24 protein-coding genes are annotated in these 24,810 nt (G+C 32.0%); all 24 read right to left on the reverse strand.

From position 1 onward, the window contains the following. Positions 1 to 5 precede the first annotated feature (5 nt). Positions 6 to 899 carry an ATP synthase F1 subunit gamma gene (gene atpG / locus KGNDJEFE_RS11270; RefSeq protein WP_006441184.1) on the reverse strand — a complete coding sequence of 298 codons (894 nt, stop codon included), beginning with the start codon at positions 897 to 899 and terminating at the stop codon, positions 6 to 8. Beyond that, entirely contained in the window at positions 900 to 2,393 is a 1,494-nt protein-coding gene (gene atpA / locus KGNDJEFE_RS11275; RefSeq protein WP_006441183.1) for a F0F1 ATP synthase subunit alpha, read from the reverse strand. It abuts the gene before it with no gap. An 18-nt stretch (positions 2,394 to 2,411) separates the two neighbouring features. Then, positions 2,412 to 2,951, reverse strand: a complete 540-nt coding sequence (locus KGNDJEFE_RS11280) for a F0F1 ATP synthase subunit delta (RefSeq protein WP_006441182.1) — start codon at positions 2,949 to 2,951, stop codon at positions 2,412 to 2,414. Beyond that, positions 2,948 to 3,448, reverse strand: coding sequence for a F0F1 ATP synthase subunit B (atpF, locus tag KGNDJEFE_RS11285; RefSeq protein ID WP_006441181.1), 501 nt, complete (start codon positions 3,446 to 3,448; stop codon positions 2,948 to 2,950). Before atpF ends, KGNDJEFE_RS11280 begins: the two co-directional genes overlap by 4 nt. Before the next feature lie 54 nt (positions 3,449 to 3,502). Then, positions 3,503 to 3,748, reverse strand: coding sequence for an ATP synthase F0 subunit C (gene atpE, locus KGNDJEFE_RS11290; protein ID WP_040410755.1), 246 nt, complete (start codon positions 3,746 to 3,748; stop codon positions 3,503 to 3,505). Between the two features lie 102 nt (positions 3,749 to 3,850). Beyond that, entirely contained in the window at positions 3,851 to 4,603 is a 753-nt protein-coding gene (atpB, locus tag KGNDJEFE_RS11295; RefSeq protein WP_006441179.1) for a F0F1 ATP synthase subunit A, read from the reverse strand. Between the two features lie 3 nt (positions 4,604 to 4,606). After that, positions 4,607 to 5,026, reverse strand: a complete 420-nt coding sequence (locus KGNDJEFE_RS11300) for an ATP synthase subunit I (protein ID WP_170239665.1) — start codon at positions 5,024 to 5,026, stop codon at positions 4,607 to 4,609. A 515-nt stretch (positions 5,027 to 5,541) separates the two neighbouring features. After that, positions 5,542 to 5,991, reverse strand: coding sequence for a deoxycytidylate deaminase (locus KGNDJEFE_RS11305; RefSeq protein ID WP_006441176.1), 450 nt, complete (start codon positions 5,989 to 5,991; stop codon positions 5,542 to 5,544). Positions 5,992 to 6,143: 152 nt separating this feature from the next. Beyond that, positions 6,144 to 6,596 (reverse strand): ribose 5-phosphate isomerase B, encoded by a 453-nt coding sequence (gene rpiB, locus KGNDJEFE_RS11310; protein WP_040410749.1) that lies wholly within the window; start codon positions 6,594 to 6,596, stop codon positions 6,144 to 6,146. 127 nt (positions 6,597 to 6,723) lie between these two features. Next, positions 6,724 to 7,770: an L-threonylcarbamoyladenylate synthase gene (locus KGNDJEFE_RS11315; RefSeq protein WP_006441174.1), complete on the reverse strand. Its 1,047-nt coding sequence runs from the start codon at positions 7,768 to 7,770 to the stop codon at positions 6,724 to 6,726. 107 nt (positions 7,771 to 7,877) lie between these two features. Beyond that, a complete protein-coding gene (locus tag KGNDJEFE_RS11320) occupies positions 7,878 to 8,561 on the reverse strand; it encodes a ZIP family metal transporter (RefSeq protein WP_006441173.1) in 684 nt (227 codons plus the stop codon). A 141-nt stretch (positions 8,562 to 8,702) separates the two neighbouring features. Then, positions 8,703 to 9,770, reverse strand: a complete 1,068-nt coding sequence (prfA, locus tag KGNDJEFE_RS11325; protein WP_006441172.1) for a peptide chain release factor 1 — start codon at positions 9,768 to 9,770, stop codon at positions 8,703 to 8,705. 52 nt (positions 9,771 to 9,822) lie between these two features. Next, entirely contained in the window at positions 9,823 to 10,704 is an 882-nt protein-coding gene (prmC, locus tag KGNDJEFE_RS11330) for a peptide chain release factor N(5)-glutamine methyltransferase (protein ID WP_006441171.1), read from the reverse strand. 18 nt (positions 10,705 to 10,722) lie between these two features. Next, positions 10,723 to 11,622, reverse strand: a complete 900-nt coding sequence (locus KGNDJEFE_RS11335; protein WP_006441170.1) for a DUF1385 domain-containing protein — start codon at positions 11,620 to 11,622, stop codon at positions 10,723 to 10,725. A 190-nt stretch (positions 11,623 to 11,812) separates the two neighbouring features. Further along, positions 11,813 to 12,013 (reverse strand): 50S ribosomal protein L31, encoded by a 201-nt coding sequence (rpmE, locus tag KGNDJEFE_RS11340; RefSeq protein WP_040410747.1) that lies wholly within the window; start codon positions 12,011 to 12,013, stop codon positions 11,813 to 11,815. A gap of 102 nt (positions 12,014 to 12,115) precedes the next feature. Continuing rightward, positions 12,116 to 13,432, reverse strand: coding sequence for a transcription termination factor Rho (gene rho, locus KGNDJEFE_RS11345; protein ID WP_006441168.1), 1,317 nt, complete (start codon positions 13,430 to 13,432; stop codon positions 12,116 to 12,118). Between the two features lie 195 nt (positions 13,433 to 13,627). Next, a complete protein-coding gene (gene galU / locus KGNDJEFE_RS11350) occupies positions 13,628 to 14,545 on the reverse strand; it encodes a UTP--glucose-1-phosphate uridylyltransferase GalU (RefSeq protein WP_040410746.1) in 918 nt (305 codons plus the stop codon). Positions 14,546 to 15,039: 494 nt separating this feature from the next. Beyond that, on the reverse strand, positions 15,040 to 15,948 hold the full coding sequence (locus KGNDJEFE_RS11355) for a Ppx/GppA phosphatase family protein (protein WP_040410745.1): 909 nt from the start codon (positions 15,946 to 15,948) through the stop codon (positions 15,040 to 15,042). Positions 15,949 to 15,966: 18 nt separating this feature from the next. Continuing rightward, positions 15,967 to 16,209, reverse strand: coding sequence for an RNA-binding S4 domain-containing protein (locus KGNDJEFE_RS11360; RefSeq protein ID WP_006441165.1), 243 nt, complete (start codon positions 16,207 to 16,209; stop codon positions 15,967 to 15,969). A gap of 107 nt (positions 16,210 to 16,316) precedes the next feature. Beyond that, positions 16,317 to 16,595, reverse strand: coding sequence for a non-specific DNA-binding protein Hbs (locus KGNDJEFE_RS11365; RefSeq protein ID WP_006441164.1), 279 nt, complete (start codon positions 16,593 to 16,595; stop codon positions 16,317 to 16,319). A 220-nt stretch (positions 16,596 to 16,815) separates the two neighbouring features. Continuing rightward, positions 16,816 to 18,360: a nucleoside triphosphate pyrophosphohydrolase gene (gene mazG, locus KGNDJEFE_RS11370; RefSeq protein WP_006441163.1), complete on the reverse strand. Its 1,545-nt coding sequence runs from the start codon at positions 18,358 to 18,360 to the stop codon at positions 16,816 to 16,818. Positions 18,361 to 18,391: 31 nt separating this feature from the next. After that, a complete protein-coding gene (locus KGNDJEFE_RS11375; protein ID WP_006441162.1) occupies positions 18,392 to 20,005 on the reverse strand; it encodes a putative polysaccharide biosynthesis protein in 1,614 nt (537 codons plus the stop codon). A gap of 221 nt (positions 20,006 to 20,226) precedes the next feature. Beyond that, the gene (locus tag KGNDJEFE_RS11380; protein ID WP_040410744.1) at positions 20,227 to 21,240 is read right to left on the reverse strand and encodes a peptidylprolyl isomerase; all 1,014 of its coding nucleotides are present in this window, start codon (positions 21,238 to 21,240) and stop codon (positions 20,227 to 20,229) included. 77 nt (positions 21,241 to 21,317) lie between these two features. Continuing rightward, positions 21,318 to 24,761, reverse strand: coding sequence for a transcription-repair coupling factor (gene mfd, locus KGNDJEFE_RS11385; protein ID WP_006441160.1), 3,444 nt, complete (start codon positions 24,759 to 24,761; stop codon positions 21,318 to 21,320). Positions 24,762 to 24,810 lie beyond the last annotated feature (49 nt).

Consider the following 24,810-nt stretch of genomic DNA (forward strand, 5'->3'; position numbering starts at 1 on the left):
CCTCCTTATTTAAGAGCCTCTGCTCCACCGGCTATTTCTGTTATTTCCCGTGTTATAGATGACTGTCTTGCTCTATTGTATTCTGCTTCTAATTTATTTAACATTTCATCCGCACTATCTGTTGCAGACTGCATAGCATTTCTTCTAGAAGCCTGCTCAGAGGCAAAAGATTCTCTTATTCCATTATAAACCTGAGATGCTGTGTACTCAGAAATTAGTCTTTTGAATATAGCCTCTGCAGAAGGAAGATACTGTCTTCTAGGTTCTACCTTCTTAGGATTATTTCTTCTTTCTCTTTCGTCTAATTTCTTTTCGTCTTGTTTAAGCGTTTCAAGCTCTACTGGGAATAATCTTTTTTCTCTTACTGTCTGTACAAGAGCTGATCTAAATTTTGTATATATGAAATATATCTCGTCTATTTCTTTATCTTCGTATAATTGTATAAGATTTTGAGTTATCTCATGCATCTCATCAAATACGCAGTGCTCTGTGCTTTCTATTTTGAAAGGTATTTCAAATCCTTTTTTAGTAAAATACTCACAAGCTTTTTTACCAACTGGAACAACCATATCCTTTTCAGGATCCCGTAGTTCCATTACAGATTTGAAGATATTTACATTATATCCACCAGCAAGACCTCTATCTCCTGCAACAGCTATAAAACATCTTCTTTTAACTTCTCTTTTTTCGACAAATTCTTTACAAGATGATTTTACATCTGCAGCAGTTCTAATCATCATATCGTATAATTCATACGCATATGGTTTTGATCTTTCTGCTTTTTCTCTAGCTTTCATCAATTTAGAAGAAGAAACAAGATTCATCGCACTAGTTATCTGTCTAGTACTTTCTATACTCGCCTTTCTTCTTTTTATCTCTTTAGTTCCGACTCCTGCCATTTATCTCACCTCTTTTTTAAAGTTTTCTACTAATTCAGTGAGTTCTTTTCCGTAGTCTTCTCCATTAAGAATTTTTTCGTATATACTTGGTTTATTTTTTCTTATATAGAAACATAATTCTTTTTCAAAATTATGTATTTCATTTATCTCTACATCGTCGAATAATCCATTAAGTACAGAGTAAACTGTCACTACCTGTTCTTCAACTGGTAATGGTTTATGTTCATCCTGTTTTAGTATTTCTACTATTCTTTCACCCTGTTCTAGTCTTGCCTTAGTATCTGCATCTAGGTCTGATCCGAACTGAGAGAAAGCTGCTAATTCTCTATACTGAGAATAAGCTAGTTTTAATTCTGATGCTAATTTCTTCATAGATTTTATCTGGGCTGCCCCACCAACTCTCGAAACTGATATACCAGGGTCAACCGCTGGTCTTATTCCTGAGTGGAATAATTCAGGCTGAAGATATATCTGTCCATCTGTTATAGATATTACGTTTGTTGGTATGTATGAAGAAACGTCACCTTCCTGAGTTTCTATGACTGGTATCGCAGTCATTGAACCTCCACCAAGCTCATCTGAAAGTTTTGCAGATCTTTCAAGAAGTCTTGAATGTAGGTAGAATACATCCCCAGGATAAGCTTCACGTCCTGGTGGTCTTCTTAATAATAAAGACATTTCTCTGTAAGCAACCGCGTGTTTACTTAAGTCATCGTATATTATTAAGACATCTTTTCCCTGATACATAAATTCTTCACCCATTGCAGTACCTGCATAAGGTGCTAAGTACTGAAGTGGAGCTGATTCTGATGCTGTAGCAGATACTACTATTGTATAGTCCATTGCCCCGTAATCTCTTAGTGAGCTAACTAACTGCGCAACAGTAGATTTTTTCTGTCCTATAGCAACATAAATACAAATTATATCTTTACCTTTCTGGTTAAGTATTGTATCAGTAAGTATAGATGTTTTACCTGTCTGTTTATCACCTATTACTAGTTCTCTCTGTCCTTTACCTATTGGAACCATTGCATCTATCGCCTTTATACCAGTCTGAAGTGGCTGATATACAGATCTTCTATCCATTATTCCTGGAGCCTCTGCTTCTATAGGTCTTGTTTTATCAGTTTTTATACTTCCTCTTCCGTCTATTGGGTTACCTAGAGGATCCACAACTCTTCCTATTAGAGCATCTCCTACTGGAACTTCAACTATTTTTCCAGTTCTTTTAACTATATCATCTTCTTTTATTCCCTCTTCATCTCCAAGAAGAACTGCCCCGACAGTTTCTTTCTCTAGATTTAGAGCCATCCCATATACGCCTCCTGGGAATTCAAGAAGTTCGCCAGCCATTACATCATCAAGTCCGTAAATACTCGCTATATTATCACCTACGTTGAATATTTTTCCTGTATCAGATAGCTCGACTCTGTTATCGTAGTCTTTTATCTGCAGTCTGATTATCGAACTTATTTCTTCAGGATTTAAACCCATATTCTCACCGCCGTTTCCTTATATCATTTTAGACAGTTCTTTTTTAAGTCCGTTTATTCTACTTCTTACAGTACCGTCTATTTCCTTGTTTCCAATCTTTATAAAGACTCCTCCCATTAAGGACTTGTCTATTTTATTTTCTAACTTAACAACTCTACTAAATTTCTTAGACATCTTAGCTTCTAGCTCTTTTATCTCTTCATCAGATAATGCAACTACACTATAGACTGTACCTTTTTCTAGAGTTTTCTTGTCGTTTACTAATTTCACAAATCTGTGGTATACATCATCTATATATCTAATTTTTTTTCTATCTATTAGAACTTTTAAAAAATTTATAAGGTATATATCAGTTGTATCAGAAAAGATTTTTTCGAGAATAGCCTTTTTATCATCGGCTAATATAAAAGGTGTTTTTAATACATCCGAAAGATCCTTATTTTCTTTGATAGTTTTTACAACTTCAGAAAACTGAGCTAAAACCTCGTCTGTAGTTTCAGTTTCTTCAGCTACGTCAAACATAGCTTTTGCATATACTGGAGCTGATTCATCTATCATACTACGTCTCCTGTTCTATCTATAAATTCGTCTATCAGTTCTTTATGTTTATCCTTATCTATTTCTTTTTCTATTACTTTAGATGCTGCAAGGATAACAAGATCTGACATCTCGTCCTTCATATCGTTCATAGCCCGGATTCTTTCTTCCTCTATTTCTCGTTTTGCTCTTTCCTTCATTATTTCAGCATCTCGCTTAGCGTCATCTTTAATCATATATGATTTTTCTTTTGCTGCTTCTACTGCTGAATTTATTATATTTCTTCCTTCTTCTTCTGCTTTTCCAACTTTTTCTTCGTATTCTTTCTTGAAGGCTTCACCTTCTTCTCTTATCTTCTTACCTTCCTGTATATCCATTGCTATATCTTCTTCTCTAGCTTTTATAACAGCCATAACTGGTTTAAATAAGAGATGTTTAAGTATTAGAAAGATTACAACCGCATTGGCTAGCTGGAAAAAGTATTCGTATGTTAGTGTTACTAACGGTTTTAATTCCATACTCTATCCCTCCTTTCTGTGAATATCATCACAGTATAACACGTTATTTCCGTCCTATATCCAAGGATTAACGAATATAAGAATTATCGCTATTATAAGTCCGTATATTGCTGTTGATTCTGCTATGGCAGCCCCAACTATGAATGAAGACATTATTTCACTCTTTGCTTCTGGCTGGTTACCAACTGCTTCTGCTAGTTTACCTGCTGCGTAACCCTGTCCTAAACCTGCTCCTATACCTGTAAATACTGCTATACCTGCTCCTATTGCTGATCCTGCAACTGCTATTGCTGTAGCCATATCCATAATAATTTCCTCCTCTGGCCTTTTGCCATATAAATTTTCTTTTGATTTTATTTTTTAATATTATTTATATTAATTTTGATTTTTGCCTTTTAAGTTTTATTTTGCTTTTGCTAATTTTTTAGCTTCTCTTTTTTTAAGTAGACTAATATCTACTGCATTGCTTATAAATACCATTGTAAGCATTATGAATATAAATGCCTGTATTGTACCTGCAAATATATCAAAGTATAAATGAAGTGGTACCGGAATTAAAAACTGTGCAAAAGGTATTTTAACTCCAGGAATCAATTCTGAAATATACGCCATAAGCTTATAGAATAACATCATTATAAGCGTACCACCCATTATATTCCCAAATGGACGGAAACTTAGTGAAATAGGTCTAGCTATTTCTCCAACTAAGTTTATTGGTAGTAATATTGGTGTCGGTTCTATCATGTCTTTAAAACATGCTCCACCGTTAAATCTGATAGATACTGCATATATTAGTATTACTGTTATTGTAGATAACGCTAATGTAGTATCCAAGTCGACTGTTGGCGACCTGAGACCGATTAATGGAACTAAGTTTGAACACAAGAAGAATAAGAACAAGCTTCCTATATACGGAACTATGTTTGGTATTCTCTCTACCAATTCTTTTCCCATTGTCGTCTCGACTAAGTTGTAAAGTTTGAGAACAGCATATTCGAGGAATACCTGTACCTTACTCTCTGGAACCTTCTTTAGATTTCTAGTTAGAAGATAAGACGCTATGGCAAGACCTGCTATTATCAACCAGCTAACTATTACTGTTTCGCTAAGTCTAAACCCATGAATATCTACTAACCATCTTGCCTGAGTATTCATCCATTATGCCTCCTTTCTCGTAAAAATGGCTGTAAACTTCTGCACTAATAGGACTATCTGTGTACTTAAAAGTCCAAGTGCTGCAGTAAACATACTAATACTGTTCAATTTAGCTGCCAGTAGTAAAACCACTGCGTATATTGCAAATCTTAGGAAATATCCTCCTGCAAATTTTAATTGAACCATTGTTTTACCTGCTTGATTCACCATATTCTCTGTAGATGATGCAAGCATACAAAAATTAAATATTGAGGCTGCACTTCCTATTACTAGTCCTAGAACAGCCGCAACATCTAAATTCAAAACGCTACCCATAAGACTTTCTCTATCTAGAGATATCTTTGAACATATCAGTAAAGCTATAATAACAACTATGTCAAAAACTATTATTCCTTTTACGACAGCTTTAATCTGATCCTTCACATTTTTATCCATCAGATCACATCCCTTTTTTTGAAATTATTTTTTCATTCATATTAATCAATTATACCCTAATAATAGGATAACTAACAGCATACATTATTTATTTTTATGATTAAATTTAAAATAATAAATTATTTTTTTATTTATTTTTAATTTAAACTATTGATTTTTTACAATAAAGCTATATTTTTTAATCATCTTAATATCTGAATAATTAGAAATATGCATGATTTTCGCCTTTGTATTTTGTATATTTTTAAAAACTAACTCATTATAGAATATTTTTTTAAAGTTATCAACCTTATTTTTATCTTTTAACAAAATTTCAATTTAAATTCGTCTTGCTCTAAATTTCTTCACATAAAATCTTTCAGTGCTAGTTATTCCAACGCTTGTAAAAAACAATTTCCTGAATTTCGACTTCAAAAAAGGGATATTGATAATATTTTCTTATAGTAAAATAATAAAAAAAAATAACCCGAAAAACTATTTTTAATAATTCTTCGGGTTTGTTTTTATAATTCCTCAGGATATTTTATCATTTCAACTCCAGCTTCATCTAATAACTGTGTTGAAAGGTCGTCTGGATAATCTCCCTTGTATATTATTTTTTTTATTCCTGCGTTTATACACATTTTTGCACATAGAACACAAGGTCTAGTAGTTACGTATAGTGTTGCATCTTTTATACTAACACCATTATAAGCAGCCTGTATTATTGCATTTTGTTCTGCATGTAGTGCTCTACAAAGCTCATGTCTTTCTCCAGAAGGTATATGCATCTGTTCTCTCTTACATCCTATATTCTGACAATGCTCCAAATTTTTTGGAGCTCCGTTGTATCCTGTTGTAAGTATCTGTTTATCTTTTACAATTATAGCTCCAACCTGTCTTCTTATACATGTAGATCTCTTTTTTACTACCTCGGCAATTTCCATAAAATATTCGTCCCATGAAGGTCTCATCTTAAAACACTCCTTTTTAAGCAATTATTATATCTACATAATGAAACTTTATATTTTAATTATGCAATTTTTATTCAAAAATATTTATAAAAAAACTGCCTCTTTATACAAGATTATAAAAAGGCAGTAGTTATCTCTAAATCAAAATGGATTTATTTTGTGTATTTTTTTTCTATATCCATTAACATATCTACTCTAGTCTGATGTCTTCCACCTTCGAATTCTGTATCAAGGTATGCATCTACTATGTCAAGTGCTAGTCCTGGTCCAACTACTCTTCCACCCATTGCAAGCATGTTTGCATTGTTATGAGCTTTAGTCATTCTAGCTGAGAAAGTATCACTTACAACAGCACATCTTATTCCAGGAACTTTGTTAGCTGCTAAAGATATACCTATTCCTGTTCCGCATACTAATATTCCGCAGTCAGCTTCTCCGTTAGCAACTTTAAGAGCTGCAGCTTCTCCATATTCTGGGTAGTTTACTGAATCTGTTGCATTGTTAGTTCCAAGATCCATTACTTCTATCCCTCTTTTTTCAAGGTGAGCTATTATAGCCATTTTTAAATCGTATCCACCGTGGTCACAAGCTAATGCTATTTTCATTTTAAAATCCTCCATCTCGCTTTAATTTTTACGTTTTATGTCCATTTATGAACATTTCTATTATATTATAACATTAATCTATTTTATAGTACATTATAAACTAGCTAAATAGTATATATTATAATCTTTAATTCGCGTCTATTATTCTATAAGCAGCAGATTTTAGAAGTCTATTCATTATCGCCTGACCAACTCCACAACTTTCAAAGCATACTGAATAGACTATATCCATTTTTGCTTCATCCATTTTTATAAGGGCATCAAAAAGATTTGCTGCTACTTCATTGTAATCTTTACCTAAGTCTACAACATAATCACATTCAAATTTATCCACGTCTTTACTCATACACATTATTCCTGTTTTTTTATTTTCTGCATGATTTTTTCTAGATAATTCATTCATTTTTGTAATTACATTATTTTCTCCACCTTTTACTATATATACCTGTGCATTAGGTGAGTAGTGTTTATACTTCATACCAGGAGCTTTTGCTTTTATATTATCCTCTTTTTTACTTAAAGATGGATCTATACTAACTTCTCCAAGTACCTCTTCTAACATTTCTTTTGTAATACTTCCCGGTCTAAGTATCATAGGCTTATCATCGCTAAAATCTACAACTGTAGACTCTAGTCCAAAATCACAATCTCCGCCCATAATTATTCCAGATACTCTTCCACTCATCTCTTTAACAACGTGTTCTGCCTTTGTTGGAGATGGTCTTCCAGATATATTTGCTGATGGAGCTGCTATCTGAGTTTTTGACTCTCTTATAAGTGCATTGGCAATTTTATTTGAAGGCATTCTAATTGCTACTGTTGAAAGCCCTCCACTAGTAACATTTGGAACAATTTCCTTCTTTTTTAGTATTATAGTAAGTGGTCCTGGCCAAAAGTTTTCCATAGCTTTTTTAGCCTTTTCACCAACTTCAAGCGCTATTTTATCTACTTCTTCTATATCAGCTATATGGACTATTAGTGGATTATCACTAGGACGACCTTTTGCTAAATAGATTTTCTTAACTGCATCTTCATCCATAGCATTTGCACCTAGCCCGTATACTGTTTCAGTTGGAAATATAACAGTTTCTCCATTTCTTATCTTTTCAGCCATTTCTCTAATTATATCTATATCTATATTATTTTCATCTACTTTTTTTATAACTGTTTCCATAAATCCACCGACTTTCTTTTTATAAATTATTTTCTATAATCTAGTTATAACTAATATACAATATTTTCCATAACTAGACTATAGATTTTAGGTTTAATTCCTACCTACTAAGCTATAGATTTTACTATAACAATCCCAAGCATAACACCAATTATTGTGTATATACTTTTAGATTCTGGTATCATCTCATCCATAACAACATACATCATCATACCTGCAGCTATAGAAAGTAGTACTCCTATGATTGCAGAGAAAATTTCTCCAAAACTAGAACCAATAAAACATCCAATCGCTATTGGGAGTCCGGCAATCATAGACATTATAACAGCTCTTTTTCCACTTGCTTTATTGCATATAAATCCAAGTGCTAAAGCTAACCCTTCTGGTAGGTTATGCATACCTATTGCAGCCGCCATAGCAATTCCCCGTTTTGGTTCTGCTAAAAAAGTGGTACCTATTGCAAGTCCTTCTGGTAAATTATGCATTATTATACTTGTAAGCATTAAATAACCAGATGCATTTTCTCCATTGATTTTAACTTTTTCTTTAAGAATTTTTGTAGCTAATGCTCCTAAGAATATCAATATAACCGCATACACAATCCCTATTCCCTCGATGGCCTCCTCAATTAAATCAAACATTACCAACGAAAGCATTATTCCTCCTGATAATCCCATAAAAAAGCTCATATATTTTGAAGCCTTTTCATTGAATAATACAGCGAGAATTCCTCCTAATCCTGTGCCGATTACACCGACAATTAAACCAATTAGAGTGATTTTTAAAATCAAAATCCCTGCGCCTCCTCTTTTTCTCTAAATACAATTAAAAAGTATTTAAAAAAGTGTCTTATCCTCGAATTCAATTCAATAATAAGACACTTTCTCATTCATTTTTATACTAAATCTGATATATGATAATTCTACTTTAAATTAGTTTATAGCAGTCATTTTTTCAGTCTGATCAACTGTTATTAAAGCATCTATCATTTCATCTATGTCACCATCAAGGAATGAATCTAATTTGTATAAAGTAAGATTTATTCTGTGGTCACTTATTCTTCCCTGAGGGAAGTTGTAAGTTCTTATTCTTTCAGATCTATCTCCTGTACCAACCTGGCTCTTTCTTTCTGCAGATATTTCTTTCTGCTGGTCTGCAAGAGCTCTGTCGTATAATCTAGCTTTTAAAACTTTCATAGCTTTTTCCTTATTTTTAAGCTGTGATTTTTCGTCCTGACATGATACAACTTCTCCTGTTGGAAGATGTGTTATTCTTACCGCAGAGTCAGTAGTATTGACACACTGTCCACCGTTTCCAGAAGCTCTGAAAACGTCTATTCTTATATCATTGTCATTTATTTCTACTTCAACATCTTCTACTTCTGGTAATACGGCAACTGTTGCTGTAGAAGTATGTATTCTACCTCCTGATTCAGTAGAAGGTATTCTCTGAACTCTATGAACTCCTGATTCGTATTTTAATCTAGAATATGCACCTTTACCTTTTATCATGAATGAAACCTCTTTGTATCCACCAACACCAGTTTCATTTGAACTTAGCATAGATACCTTCCATCCTTTTCTTTCTGCATATCTTGAGTACATTCTTAATAAGTCCCCAGCAAATAGAGCTGCTTCGTCTCCACCAGCTCCACCTCTTATTTCGACTATAACGTTCTTTTCATCGTTAGGGTCCTTTGGTACAAGAAGTAATTTTAATTCTTCTTCTAATGGTTCTACCTGACTTTCCATATCAGATAATTCCATTTTAGCTAATTCTCTTAATTCTTCATCTGATTCTTCCTGAAGTATTTCTTTTGATTCAGCTATAGCATCTAATACAGCTTTATATTCTCTGTATTTCATTATGATTGGCTCTAAATCAGCATGTTCTTTCATGTATTTCTGCCAAACTTTCTGATCGTTTATTATTTCTGGATCAGATATTTTTTCTGTTAAATCTTTATATGTATCCTCTAATACACCTAGTTTTTTAAGCATTTATATATTCACCTCGTCAATTATTCTCGTATTCCGTCAATTTATCATTATATCACAGTTTTGTGCCTATAACAACTCTATCAATGCCCGGTAAATCCTTCTTTGTGTATATTTTTTCATATCCACAGTTTTTCATTATATTTGAAACATCTTCTGCCTGGTCGTGTCCTACTTCATAAGCAAGTATTCCACCTTTTTTTAAGTATTTTACAGATCCTTCAGTTATACTTCTGTAAAAGTCTAGTCCATCCTCTCCACCTTCTAACGCATTGTAAGGCTCGTAATCCTTAACCTGTGTATGAAGTGTTGGTATTACATCTTTTCTTATGTACGGAGGATTAGAAACGATTATATCCAGTATTTCTCCTTCTCCCTCTAATGCTGAGAACACATCTGATTTTATAAACTCAGTTCTATCTTCTACACTATTAGTTGCTGCGTTTTTAGCGCCTATTTCTAGAGCTATATCTGATATATCAAATGATTTTACAAAACTATTCTTTATATAATAAGCAAGACTAACTGTAATAGCCCCTGAGCCAGTTCCTATATCTAATATATCTATTCTATCCTTTTGTTTATATTCTTCCTCTGAGTAAATTCTTATAATCTCATCTACCAATGTTTCAGTGTCTGGTCTAGGAATTAAAACACCTTCCTGTACATAGAAATCAAGTCCCATAAACTCTCTATTTCCAACTATGTATGCTATTGGTCTGCCTGATTTTCTTTCCTCAGCCATTTTTTCAATTTCATCTAATTTTTCTTGGCTCAAATCTTTATTAAGATTCATATGTAAATATAACTTATCTACATCTCCAAGAACTTTCATAAGCATTACTTCTATATCCAATCTAGGACTATCGCTTATCTTTGAAAACTCATCTGTATATTTTATAATAATATCTCTTATTGTCATTGAATCACCTTTCATTTTTACAAGTTAATTCTTTTATATTACAGCTTTTAGTGAAGCTATTGCAACCTCTAACTGCTCGTCATCTGGTTCTTTAGTAGTTAAGTACTGTAACATCATACCTGGATAGGCTATCATTCTTGTAAATCCATTGTCATATTTCCCAAGTAATCTTATTATTTCGTACGCTATTCCTGCTACTACTGGTATACAAACTATTCTCATAAGCACTCTCATCAATGGATTTGGCCATCCAAAGAATGCAAATAGTATTATAGAAGTTGCCATTACTATAAATAAGAAGTTTGTACCACATCTAGGATGTAGTCTTTTAAATTCTCTAGCATTTTCAACTGTAAGCTCTTTACCACTTTCATAACAGTGTATACTCTTGTGCTCTGCTCCATGATACTGGTAAACCCTCTCTATATCTTTGTTTTTAGATATAGCATATATATATGCAAATAGTATTAGTATTCTTATAACACCTTCTATAAGATTTAAAACTACATCGTTATTTATAAATTTTGCAAAGAATCCTCCTGCAAATGTAGGAAGCATTACAAATAAACCTACAGATAGTATAACTGCTATAACCATAGAAACCATTATTAAAACATCATTTGCTTTATCTCCAAACATTTTTTTAATAAATCTATCTATAGCATCTTCTTCCTCTTCTCCAGTTTCCTCCATATATATATCTGAAGAATAGTTAAGACTTTTCATACCATCTATCATAGTCTCAAATAGTATAAACATTCCTCTTAAAAAAGGTATTTTATCTATATGTTTATTTTTAACCCAGCTATTTATTCTTTCTGTTTTTACTTTTATTTCTCCATCTGGTGTTCTTACTGCTACAGCTTTTTTCTTTTCCCCTTGCATCATAACACCTTCGATTACTGCCTGTCCTCCAACTGCTTTATAAGACATGAAATCCCCCCTTTTATACTAGTCTTAATGTATTATAACATAAGTTATTTTATTTTTTATTACTTTTGTTTTTTAATTGCTATATAAAATCAAAAAAAACAAAAAAATAAAGGCAGATGTTTATATATCTTCAAATATAATTGAAAACATATAAACACCTGCCTTCTGATAGCTAATGTGTCTATTATTCTTATTCCATGTTGAATCTTTTTTTGAATTTGTCGATTCTTCCACCTTTTTCTATGTTTTTCTGTTTTCCAGTGTAGAATGGGTGGCATTCTGAACATATTTCAACTCTTATTTCGTCCTTAGTTGATCCAGCTATGAAAGTGTTTCCACATGCACATCTAACTTCAACTGGTTTGTAGTTTGGCTGTATATCTTTTTTCATTTGTTTCACCTCTTTCTTTATTTTTAATAAGTATGTAAACTTGTCTTTTACAATATCAACTTCCTTATTATATCACAATTATAAAAGTGATTCAAGAAGATTTTACAATGACTTTAACATACTTATGAATTCCTTATTTGTTTTTGTTCTTTTTAGTAATTCTAGTACTTTATCTGTAACTTCTAATACAGATTCATTGCTCATTTGTCTTCTCAGTGTCCATAGAGTAGATTTTTCTTCTTCTGTAAGAAGTAAATCTTCTCTTCTAGTACCTGATTTATATATATCAACTGCAGGGAATATTCTCTTTTCTGCTAGTTTTCTATCTAGATGAAGCTCCATATTTCCAGTTCCTTTGAACTCTTCAAATATTACATCATCCATTCTAGACCCAGTTTCAACAAGCGCAGTTCCTAATATAGTAAGAGAACCACCCTGTCTTATATTTCTAGCTGCCCCAAAGAACTTTTTAGGTCCATGAAGTGCACCTGGATCTAAACCACCAGAAAGTGTTCTTCCCGTTGGAGATATCGTTAAATTATATGCTCTTGCTAATCTAGTTATACTGTCTAATAGTATCACAACATCTTTACCATGCTCAACAAGTCTTTCAGCTCTATTAAGCACCATTTCTGCAACCTTAACATGATGGCTTGCAACTTGGTCAAACGTAGAGTAAATAACATCACCCTCAATAGATTCTCTCATATCTGTTACCTCTTCAGGTCTTTCATCTATTAAAAGAACTATAAGTTCAACATCTGGATGATTTTTAGTTATACTATTTGCTATACTTTTTAAAAGGACAGTTTTACCAGCCTTAGGAGGAGCAACTATTAATCCCCTCTGACCTTTTCCTATAGGAGATATAAGATCTATTAATCTAGTAGCTATATTGTTCTGCGTAGTTTCAAGAGTAAGTTTTTCTTCAGGATAAATCGGTGTAAGTAGCTCAAAATTAGTTCTTCTTTTAGATGTTTCCGGATTTTCATCATTAACAGTCTTAACATATATAAGTGCTCTAAATCTTTCTCCACTTTTAGGTTTTCTAGTTATACCCATTACTTTATCTCCAGTTTTTAGATTAAATCTTTTTATCTGTGATGGAGATACATATACATCATTTTCTGTAGATAAATAATTAGATCCTCTTAAAAATCCAAATCCGTCTGGAAGTATTTCTAAAACACCTTCAGCATCTTCTTTTTCTTCATCTGGTGTTTTATAATCCTCTTTTGGCTTTTGCTCATTACTTTTATTTTCTTTATTATTCTGTTTTGAATTATTTTCTTCTCTATCTTTTTCAAGTATCTTTTCAATTAATTCTATTTTTTTATACTTTGTAACTGATTTTATACCCATTTCTTTCGCAGTTTCTCTAAGCTCACTAAGAGTTTTTGATTCTAGCTGCATATTCATACTCAAACTTAAAACCTCCTATCTAATAGCCAACTTATAGCCCAGCTATTAACGATAATAGAACAGTTATGCTAGTAAGTACCATTACTCCAGCTGCACCTATTGCTATTACCTTTGTCATCATCTTTTGTTTTTTTGCCAATATTATCACCTTCTATTTCTAGAATCTATAAATATATACTTTAAATTATATGGCTATTTACTAGGATTTGCTTTTACACTTTTTTTAGCGCTTTCATCATATTTTTTGCAAACATCTCTTAAATAATCGATAAATCCATCTTTTAATTCATCTCTTTTTAATGCGAAGTCTACAGTTGCTTCAAGGAATCCTAGTTTATCACCAACATCGTATCTTCTACCTTCAAAATCATATGCATACATAGCTTCTTTTTTAGATAGTTCTTTTAATGCATCTGTAAGCTGTATTTCATCACCTTTTCCTGGTGGTAAATCAGAAAGTATATCGAATATTTCTGGAGTTATTATGTATCTTCCAAGTATAGCTATATTAGATGGAGCTTTGTCAGAATCTGGTTTTTCAACAAGATCTTTTACTTTATAAACTCTATCTTCTATAAACTTAGCATCTATTATACCGTATTTATTAGTATCTTCTTTAGCTACTTTCTGTACTCCAAGTATAGTAGTTCTGTATTCATCATATGCATCCATAAGCTGTTTTAAGCACGGAACTTTGTTATCTACTATATCATCACCTAGCATTACAGCAAAAGGTTCATCTCCTATAAAGTGTCTAGCACAGTATATAGCATCCCCTAATCCTCTAGGCTCTTTCTGTCTAATATAGTGTATGTTTATCATATTAGATATATTCTGAACTATTTCAAGTAGCTCTTTCTTCCCTTTATTTTCAAGCTCTAATTCAAGTTCAACAGATTTATCGAAGTGGTCTTCTATTGATTTTTTATTTCTTCCTGTTATTATAAGGATTTCTTCTATTCCAGAAGCTACAGCTTCCTCAATTATATACTGTAGAGTTGGTTTATCAACTATAGGTAACATTTCTTTTGGCTGAGCTTTTGTTGCAGGAAGGAATCTTGTACCAAGACCTGCCGCTGGTATAACAGCTTTTCTTACTTTTCTCTGCATTTTTTCGTCCTCCATTGGTAAATAATTTCTATTTCAATATTAAATACATTACAAGGTATCATTTTATATTTTAACACCAATATGCTTATTTTACCATCTTATTATCTACTTTTGTAAAAAATTCATCTTTCTAGAATACTAAATTATATTTTTAGGATTTCGTTATATAGATTATATGTATATGTAAATAATACACACTATAGTATATATAATTATATATTTGTTTTTACAATTATTGTATTCTATTTATAATAATGCATATTATATATTATCCACAAAACAATCAACATATCCACATGTTATTTTTACTAATATTTCTTTATTTTTCTAGGTTTAATTATTTGTATTACCCAAAATATCTTTTTTAAAACATATTTTATCAACATTTTTTATACATTTATCAACAATTTATCAAGATATTTATACACATTTTGTTGATAACTTTTAATTTATCCACCGATTATTAACATATCTCCACTTATTAAGTGTATCATTTATAATATAGTTGAATATGCAATACCTTCTAAATTATCATACTCACTAACTATTATCGATTCCTTTGAAAGATTATCCATTATACAAATTAAAATTTCAGTTCCAGCGGCTATTATATCCGCTCTTTTTGGTTGTAATCCATTTATATGCTTTCTTTCATCATCAGAACATTTAATAAATCTATCTAACATCTTGTATATTTCTTCTTTAGTTATTTTACTTCCATGTACTTTTTCCATAGAATAAACTTCTAGATTTTGATTTACAGCAGAAAGGGATGTTATAGTCCCTCCAATACCACATACACATCCGATTTTATTTTCTTTTAAATATGAGATAATCTCGCTTATCTGATTATTTATAAACTCTCTCATCTCAGAAAATGCTATTTCTGTGTATCCATTTAACAAGAATTTTTCTGTAAGTCTAAGTGCACCTATATTTATACTTACATTTTTCTTTATTCCGTCTTTATTTCCAAAAATAAACTCTGTAGATCCTCCTCCAATGTCTATTACTAGTATATCTCCTTCTATATCGATACCTCTAGCAACACCTGAGAAGCCTAATTTAGCTTCTACTTCTCCATCTACAACATTTACATCTATGCTTGCCTCATCATAGGCTCTTTTTATAAACTCACTTCTATTTTTACTATCTCTAAGAGCAGAAGTACCCATGCAGTAAATTTTCTCACATCCATACTCTACACATATATCATGATATTCTTTTATTGCATTTATATTTCTTTTCATAGCTTCTTCAGTTATAAATCCATTCTCATCTACACCCTGACCTATTCTAGTAGTATTTACATACTTTTTTCTATCATTTAGCTTTCCATCTACTAAATCAGCTGTAAGAAGCCTCATAGAATTTGTTCCTATATCTATAGCACCTATTTTCAATCTCTTACACCTCACAAATTAGTCAATCTGTTCATAAAGTTCTTTAGCATCGTTCTTTAAGACGTGTTCTCTTATTTCATTTATTTTAAACTTCATAACTTTTTCGCCAAATGTTATTTCTAACTCATCTCCTATATTCACTTCGCTAGATGATTTAGCTACTTTTCCATTTATTTTAACTATTCCTTTGTCACAAGCTTCCTTTGCAACAGTTCTTCTTTTTATTATTCTTGAAACTTTAAGAAATTTATCTAATCTCATATTATCAATCCTTTCAAATTATCTTTTATCTATAATTAAATCTATTATTTTTCCGTATACGCAAAAAGTGCAGCAGAAGCTGCACTTTCTATTATAATTGCGTATTATTATGCATTAACTTTGTCTTTTAATCCTTTTCCAGCTTTGAATACTGGAGCTTTAGAAGCTGGTATACTTATAACTTCTTCTGGGTTTCTTGGGTTTCTTCCCTGTCTTGCGGCTCTATCTCTAGTTTCGAAAGTTCCGAATCCTACTAACTGTACTTTTTCCCCTGAAACTAATGCTTCTTCAACAGATTCCATAAAAGCATTTAATGCTGCTTCTGCTTCCTTTTTAGTTAATTCGCTTTTTTCTGCCATTTTTGATACTAATTCAGCTTTATTCACAGTATCTACCTCCTAAGTTTATTTATATATTCATCGTTCTCCTAGGTCTTAATAAATTTATCTAGGATTCAGATTTTTATACTACCTCAAATCAAAGGCTATTATATAATAATAACGTAGCTACCTTGTAATTGCAATAGATAGACGCTTTATTAATCGATTTTTTTATAATTATTTATTAGTCGATTATTATAAATCTCTATTATTTTAATTTTTTTGATTATATTTCTAATTCTTTAGCCTGATCCCAAAACTTATCCATCTCTTCAAGAGACATTTCATCAAAAGTTTTTCCAGATTCAATTACCTTTTCTTCTACAAATCCAAATCTATTCACAAACTTATCTATTGTTCCATTAAGTGCCTCTGTAGTGTCTACATCAAGGAATCTTGCAAGATTAACTATAGAGAATAATAAATCTCCCAATTCTTCCTTTATGTATTGTATCTTCAATGTATGGTATTCGTCAAGCAATTCAAGATTTTCTTCTTTAATTTTTTCTAAAACATCTTCTCCTGCATATTTATCTGCAATAAATCCTGCAAAATCTAACTCATATGCTTCTCTAACCTCTTCATATTCTTCTTCAACTTTAGAAAATACATCGTATATATCATCCCAATCAAATCCAACTAAAGCTGCTTTATGTTGTACTTTTTCCGCTTTCATTAAAGCTGGAAGATATACCGGAATTCTTTTTATTCCTTCTGTAATTGTACTTTCGCCTTTTTCTTTTTTCTTTATTTCTTCCCAAGTTTTTTCAAACTCTTCTCTATTTATATTTGCATCTCCAAATATATGTGGGTGTCTTGTTATAAGCTTTGTACAAATTCCATTAGCAACTTCACCTAGGTCAAACATTCCCTCTTCTTTACCAATCTGGCAGTGGAATATTACCTGTAGAAGTACATCACCTAATTCCTCTATCATTTCATCTATATCGTCATTTTCAATAGCATTGTAAAGCTCATATGCTTCTTCAATTACAGAATTCTTTAAAGACTCATGAGTCTGCTTCTTGTCCCAATCACAGCCATCCGGAGCTCTTAACTTATCCATTATAAGCTCTAAATCATGAACTGTATTGTATTTCTTATTTTCTACCTTAGGAACATAAAGGCTTGTCAAATAATCAAATTCATTTTCAGCCCAATCTAGCTCACAAAGTCTAACTTTTTTAATGAATTCTTCTCCTTTTATACCCGCTCCCCTTACAATATAAACCTCTTGTTCATCATCGTATCTATCCATAAGATATAGCTTAACCTCTGAAGCTATAAACTCATCATATACCTGAGTAACTATTAGGTTTATATCAGTATCTATATAAGATGTCTGCATTTCAAATGCATCTACTAATCTAAATCCATTTGAAGGATCAAATGCTAGGGCTTCAAACATAGCATCTACGAAACTCATTGAAGCCACAACATCTACATCTATATTATTTTCTTTAGCTAATTTTTCAATCATATCTACTGTCTTTTCAGCAACTCTAGGATGCCCTGGAACAGCATATACTACATCTTCACTCTTACCTTCTTCAACTATAAACTCTGATATTTTTCTATAAACATCGTCAAAATCGTCGTTTTCATCGTAAAAATGGTCTAGTGATTCAAATTTAGTTAATTTTTCAAGGTCTTTTACTACAGGATGTTTCTCTGTTCTTAAAAATACTTTTTTAGAATTTTTAAGACCTTCTATAGCGCCATAACTTATTAGAGATAAATCTCCAGGCCCTAATCCAACTATATTTATCATAATCTATCACCCTTTATAATTTATAATCGTTTTATTTTACAAGTCTAACTTTTTTAAGTACTTTATATATTTTATCACCCTTAGGCATAGTTTTTATTTCTTCTACTGTTATAGCACCTATTCCTAAAAGAACAACAACGTATACTACAGCACCAACTATTATTGAAAGTAGTGTAGCTATTGTATTTCCTAGCATAGGAGATGTTACAAAGTATGCTAATTTAACAGCTGCAAACATTGATATAACTGTTATTAAAGGTTTTATTATAAATTCTCTCTTAGAGAATTTTACACCCATTGCTTTTTTAACAAAAGCTATGTTTATTATAGCTGCAACTGTATACGCAGTTACTGTACCCATTGCAGATCCAAGTACGTTTATTGATGGTATTGCAGTTAATGTATAACTTATAGTTATTTTAAATGTCATACCAACTATTAAAGCTATAACTGGAACTATAGCTTTACCCATTCCCTGAAGTATTCCTGTTAATGTCTGTATTAACCCAAGGAATATTACACAAGGAGTAAGTGTAAATAGTATTGTACCAACTGTTGAAGGCTCTGCAGGGAATAATAATTTCATTATTGGTCCAGCAAGTGAAGCCATACCAAATGCACATGGTAGTACTATTATTAAAGTAACTTTTACAGCACTTAATGTATCTTTTCTAGCTTTTTCTTTATTTCCTAATGCATAAGCCTGAGATATAGAAGGAACTAAACTCATACTCATTGCAGTAGTTATAACTGCTGGAAGGTTGATTATAGACATTGCCATACCTGTAAGCTGACCAAACATAGAGTTTGCTTCTTTTAAGCTATATCCCGCAGCAATTAATCTTCTTATAACTATACCGTTGTCTACCATATTTACAAGTGGCATAACTGATGCCCCTATAGTTATTGGTATTGCAACAGCTAATAAGTTTTTAAATATTCTACCGAAGCTTTCTTCTTCGAATTTTTTACTTTTTCTAAGTCTTTCTTTTCTTTCCTTAGAACCTCTTGCAAATGCTGCAAGTAAGTAAATTATTGATGCTAAAGCCCCTATAGCTGCCCCAGATATTGCACCTGCTGCCCCCATAGTAGGTCCAGATGATTTCATAAGCATATAAGCTAGTCCTAAACCTAGAACAACTCTGAATATCTGCTCTACTATCTGAGATATGGCAATCTTAGTCATATCTTTCTGTCCCTGGAAATATCCCCTATATGCTGACATAAGAGGTACTATTATTAGGGCTGGAGCTATGGCTCTCATTGAATTTAGCGCATCTGGATTTTTTATAAAATTAGTAACTATCCATTCTGCACCGAAGAAGAATATACAGAACGAAATTATACCTGTTATGAAAAGTACCTTGCTAGATACCTTAAATACCTTGTTCGCTCCTCTTTCATCTCCTATCGCTAACTTTTCAGAAACTAGTTTTGCAACCGCAGTTGGGAACCCAGCTGTAGCTAGCGTTAAAAATAATGTATATACTGGATAGGCAGACTGATAATAACCCATCCCTGTCGATCCTATCATATTTCCTAGAGGTATTCTGAAGAATGCACCGATTATTTTAACGGCAACACCAGCTATCCCTAGAATAAGTGCTCCTTTCAAGAAAGAGTCTTTTGTTTTATCTTTACTCATAACTTTCCTCCATCTTTATTTTATATAACAGATTTTACTATACCATATTTCAAGTTAAATATTCAAGTTTACACATTAATTTCTTTGAATTTCTAACGTTCTCAGAGTTTTCTAAAACATTTTTTATTCAATTTTTTACAAAAAAATAAACTGTTTTCTCGATTTTTTATCAAGAAAACAGTTTAAATCATATTTTAAAAATAATTCTGCTTTAATTTATATTATTTTTCTACAAATTCTGCAGATTCTATTACTTTATCGAATTTTTCTATTTTAGCTTTTTTCTGTAGAGCTGCTATTTTTTCTCCGTATTTATTTTTTAATATCTCTTCTTTTATTCCAGCTTTTGCTTCTTCAAAGCTAGTAGTTTCTTTTATTCTATCTGTTACTTTTATTATATGGTATCCAAAATCAGTTTTTACTAGGTCTGATACTTCACCTGGCTCCATACCAAATGCTGCATCTTCAAATTCCTGAACCATCATACCTTTACCAAATGCTCCTAAAGCTCCACCATTTGCGGCACTTCCTGGGTCCTGAGAGTATTTTTTAGCAAGTTCTGCAAAATCTCCACCAGCTTTTACTTCTTTTAAAACTTTTTTAGCTTTAGCCTTAGCTTTTTTCTGGTCTGCTTCTGGAAGAGGTTTATTCTGGTCGTCTGTAGTTTTTATAAGTATATGAGATGCTTCAACCTCATCTTTTTTGTATTCGTCTATATGTTCATCGTAGTATTTTTTCATTTCAGCATCTGTAACTTTTTCTTCTTTATAGAATTTTTCCTGAGATTTCTGTATTAAAAGACTTATTTTAGCCTGTTCTTTTAAGAATTCATCATTTATACCTAATTCTTCAGCAGCTCCTTTTAAATTTTCATCTGAATTTACATAAGTTTTTAAATCGTTGTAAGAAGCCTGTATTTCCTTATCTGTTGGTTTTAATCCTTCTTTTTCAGCGTTCTGTGCTAATAATTCAGTATTTATCATCTGATCTAATACTAGTCTTTTATATTTATCTTTATATGAAACTCCTGTCTGGTCTTTTTCATCCCATTTATCAGCTCCACCTATATTAGATTCAACAGAATCTTTATTCATTTTTAGCATGAATTCATACTGTCCTAAAGTTATTTTTGTCCCATTTACATCCGCAACTGTTTCGTTTAAATCTTTCTGCTTACAAGCAACTAAAGAGAAACTCATTAAAGCTGCAAGAGCTATTGTCATCAATTTTTTCAAATCGACACCCCTTTTCTAATTTAATTTTAATTATAATTATCGTACAACTCTATATTATCATGTAGAGATTTTTATTGCTACTTATCTTTATTTTGTTCGTTTTTCTCTTTTTTCTCTTCGTCTTCTTTTTCAAATTTTTCCACATATTCTTCTAACAATGCTTGTATTTCTTCAACAACTTTATATCCGACCTTAGATTTTACTCTATATCTCATATAAGGGTTTAAGAACACTTCATTTTTAATTTGATATACTTTTTCGATTTTAAGCTTTTTACAAAGAGATTTTATATATGCTATAGATAATAGTGTCTGAGTAGGTCTAGGTATATCAGAGAATCTGTCCTCTAATTCTTCCTGAACCTCGTACATATCTTCTTTGCTGTCGATTGAAGCAATTTTTTTGTACATTTCAATTTTTGCCATCTCATCTTCTATATATCTATCTGGTATATATGCGTCAACAGGAAGGTCTATTTCTACATCTACCTCTACTATCTCAGGCTCGCCCTTAATTTTTCTAATAGCTTCGTTTAACATCTTAACATATAAATCGTAACCTATTACAGCCATATGTCCATGCTGCTGAGCACCTAACACATCTCCAGCACCTCTTATCTCAAGGTCACGCATAGCTATCTTAAATCCAGATCCAAACTCTGTAAATTCTTTTATAGCTTTTAATCTCTTCTCTGCTATTTCACTAAGGCTCTTGTTTCTCTCGTACATCAAGAACGCATACCCCTGTCTAGTACTTCTACCAACACGACCTCTAAGCTGATAAAGCTGAGCAAGCCCCATCTTATCTGCATCGTAAATTATCATAGTATTGGCATTTGCAATATCCATACCTGTTTCTATAATAGTAGTACATACAAGCACATCAAATTCCTTCTGCATAAATGCTATTATAATATCTTCAAGCGTCTTTGAGCTCATTCTACCATGCGCAACAGCAACTCTAGCATCTGGAACTAACTTTCTAACCTTGTCTGCAATTCCTTCTATTCCCTCTACTCTATTGTAGACGAAGAATACCTGACCACCTCTTGAGATTTCTTTTTCAATTTCATCCTGAATAATACTATCTCTAGCTTCTGTAACATAAGTTATTACCGGATGTCTTTCTTGTGGTGGCTCTTCTATTACTGTCATATCTCTTATTCCAGATAATGACATATGAAGAGTTCTCGGAATTGGTGTTGCAGATAGAGTAAGAACATCTACAGTATTTTTTACTTTCTTTAAAGTTTCCTTGTGCTTTACTCCAAATCTCTGCTCCTCATCTATCACAACAAGTCCAAGCTTTGGAAGTTCTATATCTTTAGAAATTATTCTGTGCGTACCTATAAGTACATCAACCATTCCTTTTTTAGCATCTTCTATTATTTTTTTCTGCTGTTTAGGAGTCTTAAATCTACTAAGAACCTCAACTCTTATTGGATAATCTGCAAATCTTTCGCTAAATGTATTGTAGTGCTGCTGTGCAAGTATAGTAGTAGGAACAAGTACAGCAACCTGTTTTCCGTCCATACAAGCTTTAAATGCAGCCCTTATAGCTACTTCTGTTTTTCCGTATCCAACATCTCCACATATTAATCTATCCATAACTCTTGGAGATTCCATATCCTTTTTAGTATCTTTTATAGCTTTAAGCTGGTCATCTGTCTCCTGATATGGGAATTTATCCTCAAATTCCTTCTGCCAAACAGTGTCTTTAGAGAATTTATATCCCTTAATTTTTTCCCTTTTAGCATATAGGTTGATAAGTTCCTCAGTCATATCCTCGATTTCTTTTCTAACCTTAGCCTTAGCCTTTGTCCATTCCTGTGTCCCAAGTCTACTAAGTTTGACCTTCTCAGCCTCGGCTCCGATATATTTCTGAACCTTGTCCATCTGGTCAATAGGCACATATAAATTATCTCCATCTCTATAGACTATCTTCATGTAGTCTTTTTTAATTCCATCGACAGTTATCTGATCTATACCTATATATCTACCTATACCGCTATTTTCGTGAACTACATAATCTCCAGGATTTAAGTCCAAGAATGAATCTATTTTCTGTGCATTTGTATTTTTCTTTTTCTTCTTTTTCGATTTTAATCCACTTCTCTGAACACCGATCATTTCTTTATCGGTTATAATAGTGAACTTAATATCTCTATACTGGAACCCTTCGCTAATTGCAGCCTCCATTATTATAGCTTGAGATGATTTTATCTCTGTATCTCTCTTTTTAGCTATTGAAACCTCAACATCGTATTCAAATAAAGCTTCTTTTAATTTCTTTGCTCTTTCTGAGCTGTTTACTGCAAGGATAATCTTGTGCCCAGAATATTTTAATCTTTGAAGCTCATCCGCAAGAATATCTATTTTTCCATTAAATGATGGCACTTCTCTACTGTCAAAATTCAGTATTTCCTTTACATTAAATCCTTTAACAGCCTTTGGTAGTAGAGAGTTTATAACTATATTTCTATCTCCTATACAGTACTCTAAATCTATATAATTGTAGACTAAATTTCCCTGAGATTTTAGTGCAGTTCCTCTTTCCAAGTTCATCTTATAACTGTCTTTAAATTCCTCAGCAAAATTCTCGCATCTTTCCTTCATTCTAGATATATCATTTATAAATACTATCGCATTTTTGTCTAAGTATTCAAAAATACTCTTCTCTACATCTGGATAGAAGTAGTCTATGTAGTTTTCTATTCCATCGAAGTACTCTTTTCTCGCAATTTTATCTATAACAGCTTCTACATCATCGCTACATACTTTCCCTCTATCTTTTTTCATCCTAGAAACTGTTTCTTCAACATTTTCAGGGTATATAAATTCCCTAGAAGGAGTAAGTATAAACGATTTCAGCTTATCTATAGATTTCTGAGAAAATACATCAAAAGTTCTTATTGAGTCGATTTCATCATCAAAGAACTCAATTCTTATAGGGTTTTCATATTCAAGTGAGAATATATCAACAATTCCACCTCTAACACTGAACTGTCCAAACCCTTCTACCTTTGATACTCTCTCGTATCCTAACGAAACTAGCTTTGAAGATAGCTCTTCTATATCTACTATATCTCCTACCTTGTATTTAAAAGTATTATCTAATAATACATCTTTAGGTAAGTACTTTCTAAGTACCGCATCTGAAGTTGTAACTAGTATTAACTTTTCTTTTTTTGCTAATTTAAGCAGCGTTTTTATTCTTTTCGCTTCTTGCTTTCTATCTTTGGCATCTAAGTAATAAAATCTTATCTCATCTGAAGTTAAAAGCTCTACCTTATCCTTAATGTAGAATTTTAAATCTTCGTAAATCTTTCTCGCTTCATATTCAGTCGAACCTATAAAAACAATAGGCCTTGAAAGATCCTTGAATAGAGATGAAGATATATGAGCCTTTTGAGCCTGATTTAGCCCATTTACAAGCAGACATCTTCCCTCTACATCAAGTTTTTCTTTAAGTTTTATATATTCCTTTGAATTCTGAAGCGGATTAAAAAATATATCTCCCATTTTCCTTCGCTCCTTTAATTCTCTACATTATATATTAAATTATTTTCCT

It is taken from the genome of Peptacetobacter hiranonis, assembly GCF_008151785.1.
Lineage (GTDB): Bacteria > Bacillota > Clostridia > Peptostreptococcales > Peptostreptococcaceae > Peptacetobacter > Peptacetobacter hiranonis.

Coding starts and splice junctions, on each gene's coding strand:
- KGNDJEFE_RS11335 (WP_006441170.1), bottom strand. CDS start 11,622: ATGTCTTATAAAGCAGTTGGAGGACAGGCAGTAATCGAAGGTGTTATG.
- KGNDJEFE_RS11360 (WP_006441165.1), bottom strand. CDS start 16,209: ATGAGATTAGATAAATTTCTTAAAGTTTCAAGAATAATAAAAAGAAGA.
- prfA (WP_006441172.1), bottom strand. CDS start 9,770: ATGCTTAAAAAACTAGGTGTATTAGAGGATACATATAAAGATTTAACA.
- mfd (WP_006441160.1), bottom strand. CDS start 24,761: ATGGGAGATATATTTTTTAATCCGCTTCAGAATTCAAAGGAATATATA.
- mazG (WP_006441163.1), bottom strand. CDS start 18,360: ATGATAAATATAGTTGGATTAGGGCCTGGAGATTTATCTCTAATAAGT.
- atpE (WP_040410755.1), bottom strand. CDS start 3,748: ATGGCTACAGCAATAGCAGTTGCAGGATCAGCAATAGGAGCAGGTATA.
- KGNDJEFE_RS11280 (WP_006441182.1), bottom strand. CDS start 2,951: ATGATAGATGAATCAGCTCCAGTATATGCAAAAGCTATGTTTGACGTA.
- rpmE (WP_040410747.1), bottom strand. CDS start 12,013: ATGAAAAAAGATATACAGCCAAACTACAAACCAGTTGAAGTTAGATGT.
- prmC (WP_006441171.1), bottom strand. CDS start 10,704: ATGAAAGGTGATTCAATGACAATAAGAGATATTATTATAAAATATACA.
- KGNDJEFE_RS11315 (WP_006441174.1), bottom strand. CDS start 7,770: ATGGAAACAGTTATAAAAAAAGTAGATGAAAATAATATAGATATAGAT.
- rpiB (WP_040410749.1), bottom strand. CDS start 6,596: ATGAAAATAGCATTAGCTTGTGACCACGGTGGATACGATTTAAAAATG.
- rho (WP_006441168.1), bottom strand. CDS start 13,432: ATGAATATGCAGCTAGAATCAAAAACTCTTAGTGAGCTTAGAGAAACT.
- atpF (WP_006441181.1), bottom strand. CDS start 3,448: ATGGAATTAAAACCGTTAGTAACACTAACATACGAATACTTTTTCCAG.
- atpG (WP_006441184.1), bottom strand. CDS start 899: ATGGCAGGAGTCGGAACTAAAGAGATAAAAAGAAGAAAGGCGAGTATA.
- galU (WP_040410746.1), bottom strand. CDS start 14,545: ATGCAGAGAAAAGTAAGAAAAGCTGTTATACCAGCGGCAGGTCTTGGT.
- KGNDJEFE_RS11375 (WP_006441162.1), bottom strand. CDS start 20,005: ATGAGTAAAGATAAAACAAAAGACTCTTTCTTGAAAGGAGCACTTATT.
- atpA (WP_006441183.1), bottom strand. CDS start 2,393: ATGGGTTTAAATCCTGAAGAAATAAGTTCGATAATCAGACTGCAGATA.
- KGNDJEFE_RS11305 (WP_006441176.1), bottom strand. CDS start 5,991: ATGAGACCTTCATGGGACGAATATTTTATGGAAATTGCCGAGGTAGTA.
- atpB (WP_006441179.1), bottom strand. CDS start 4,603: ATGAATACTCAGGCAAGATGGTTAGTAGATATTCATGGGTTTAGACTT.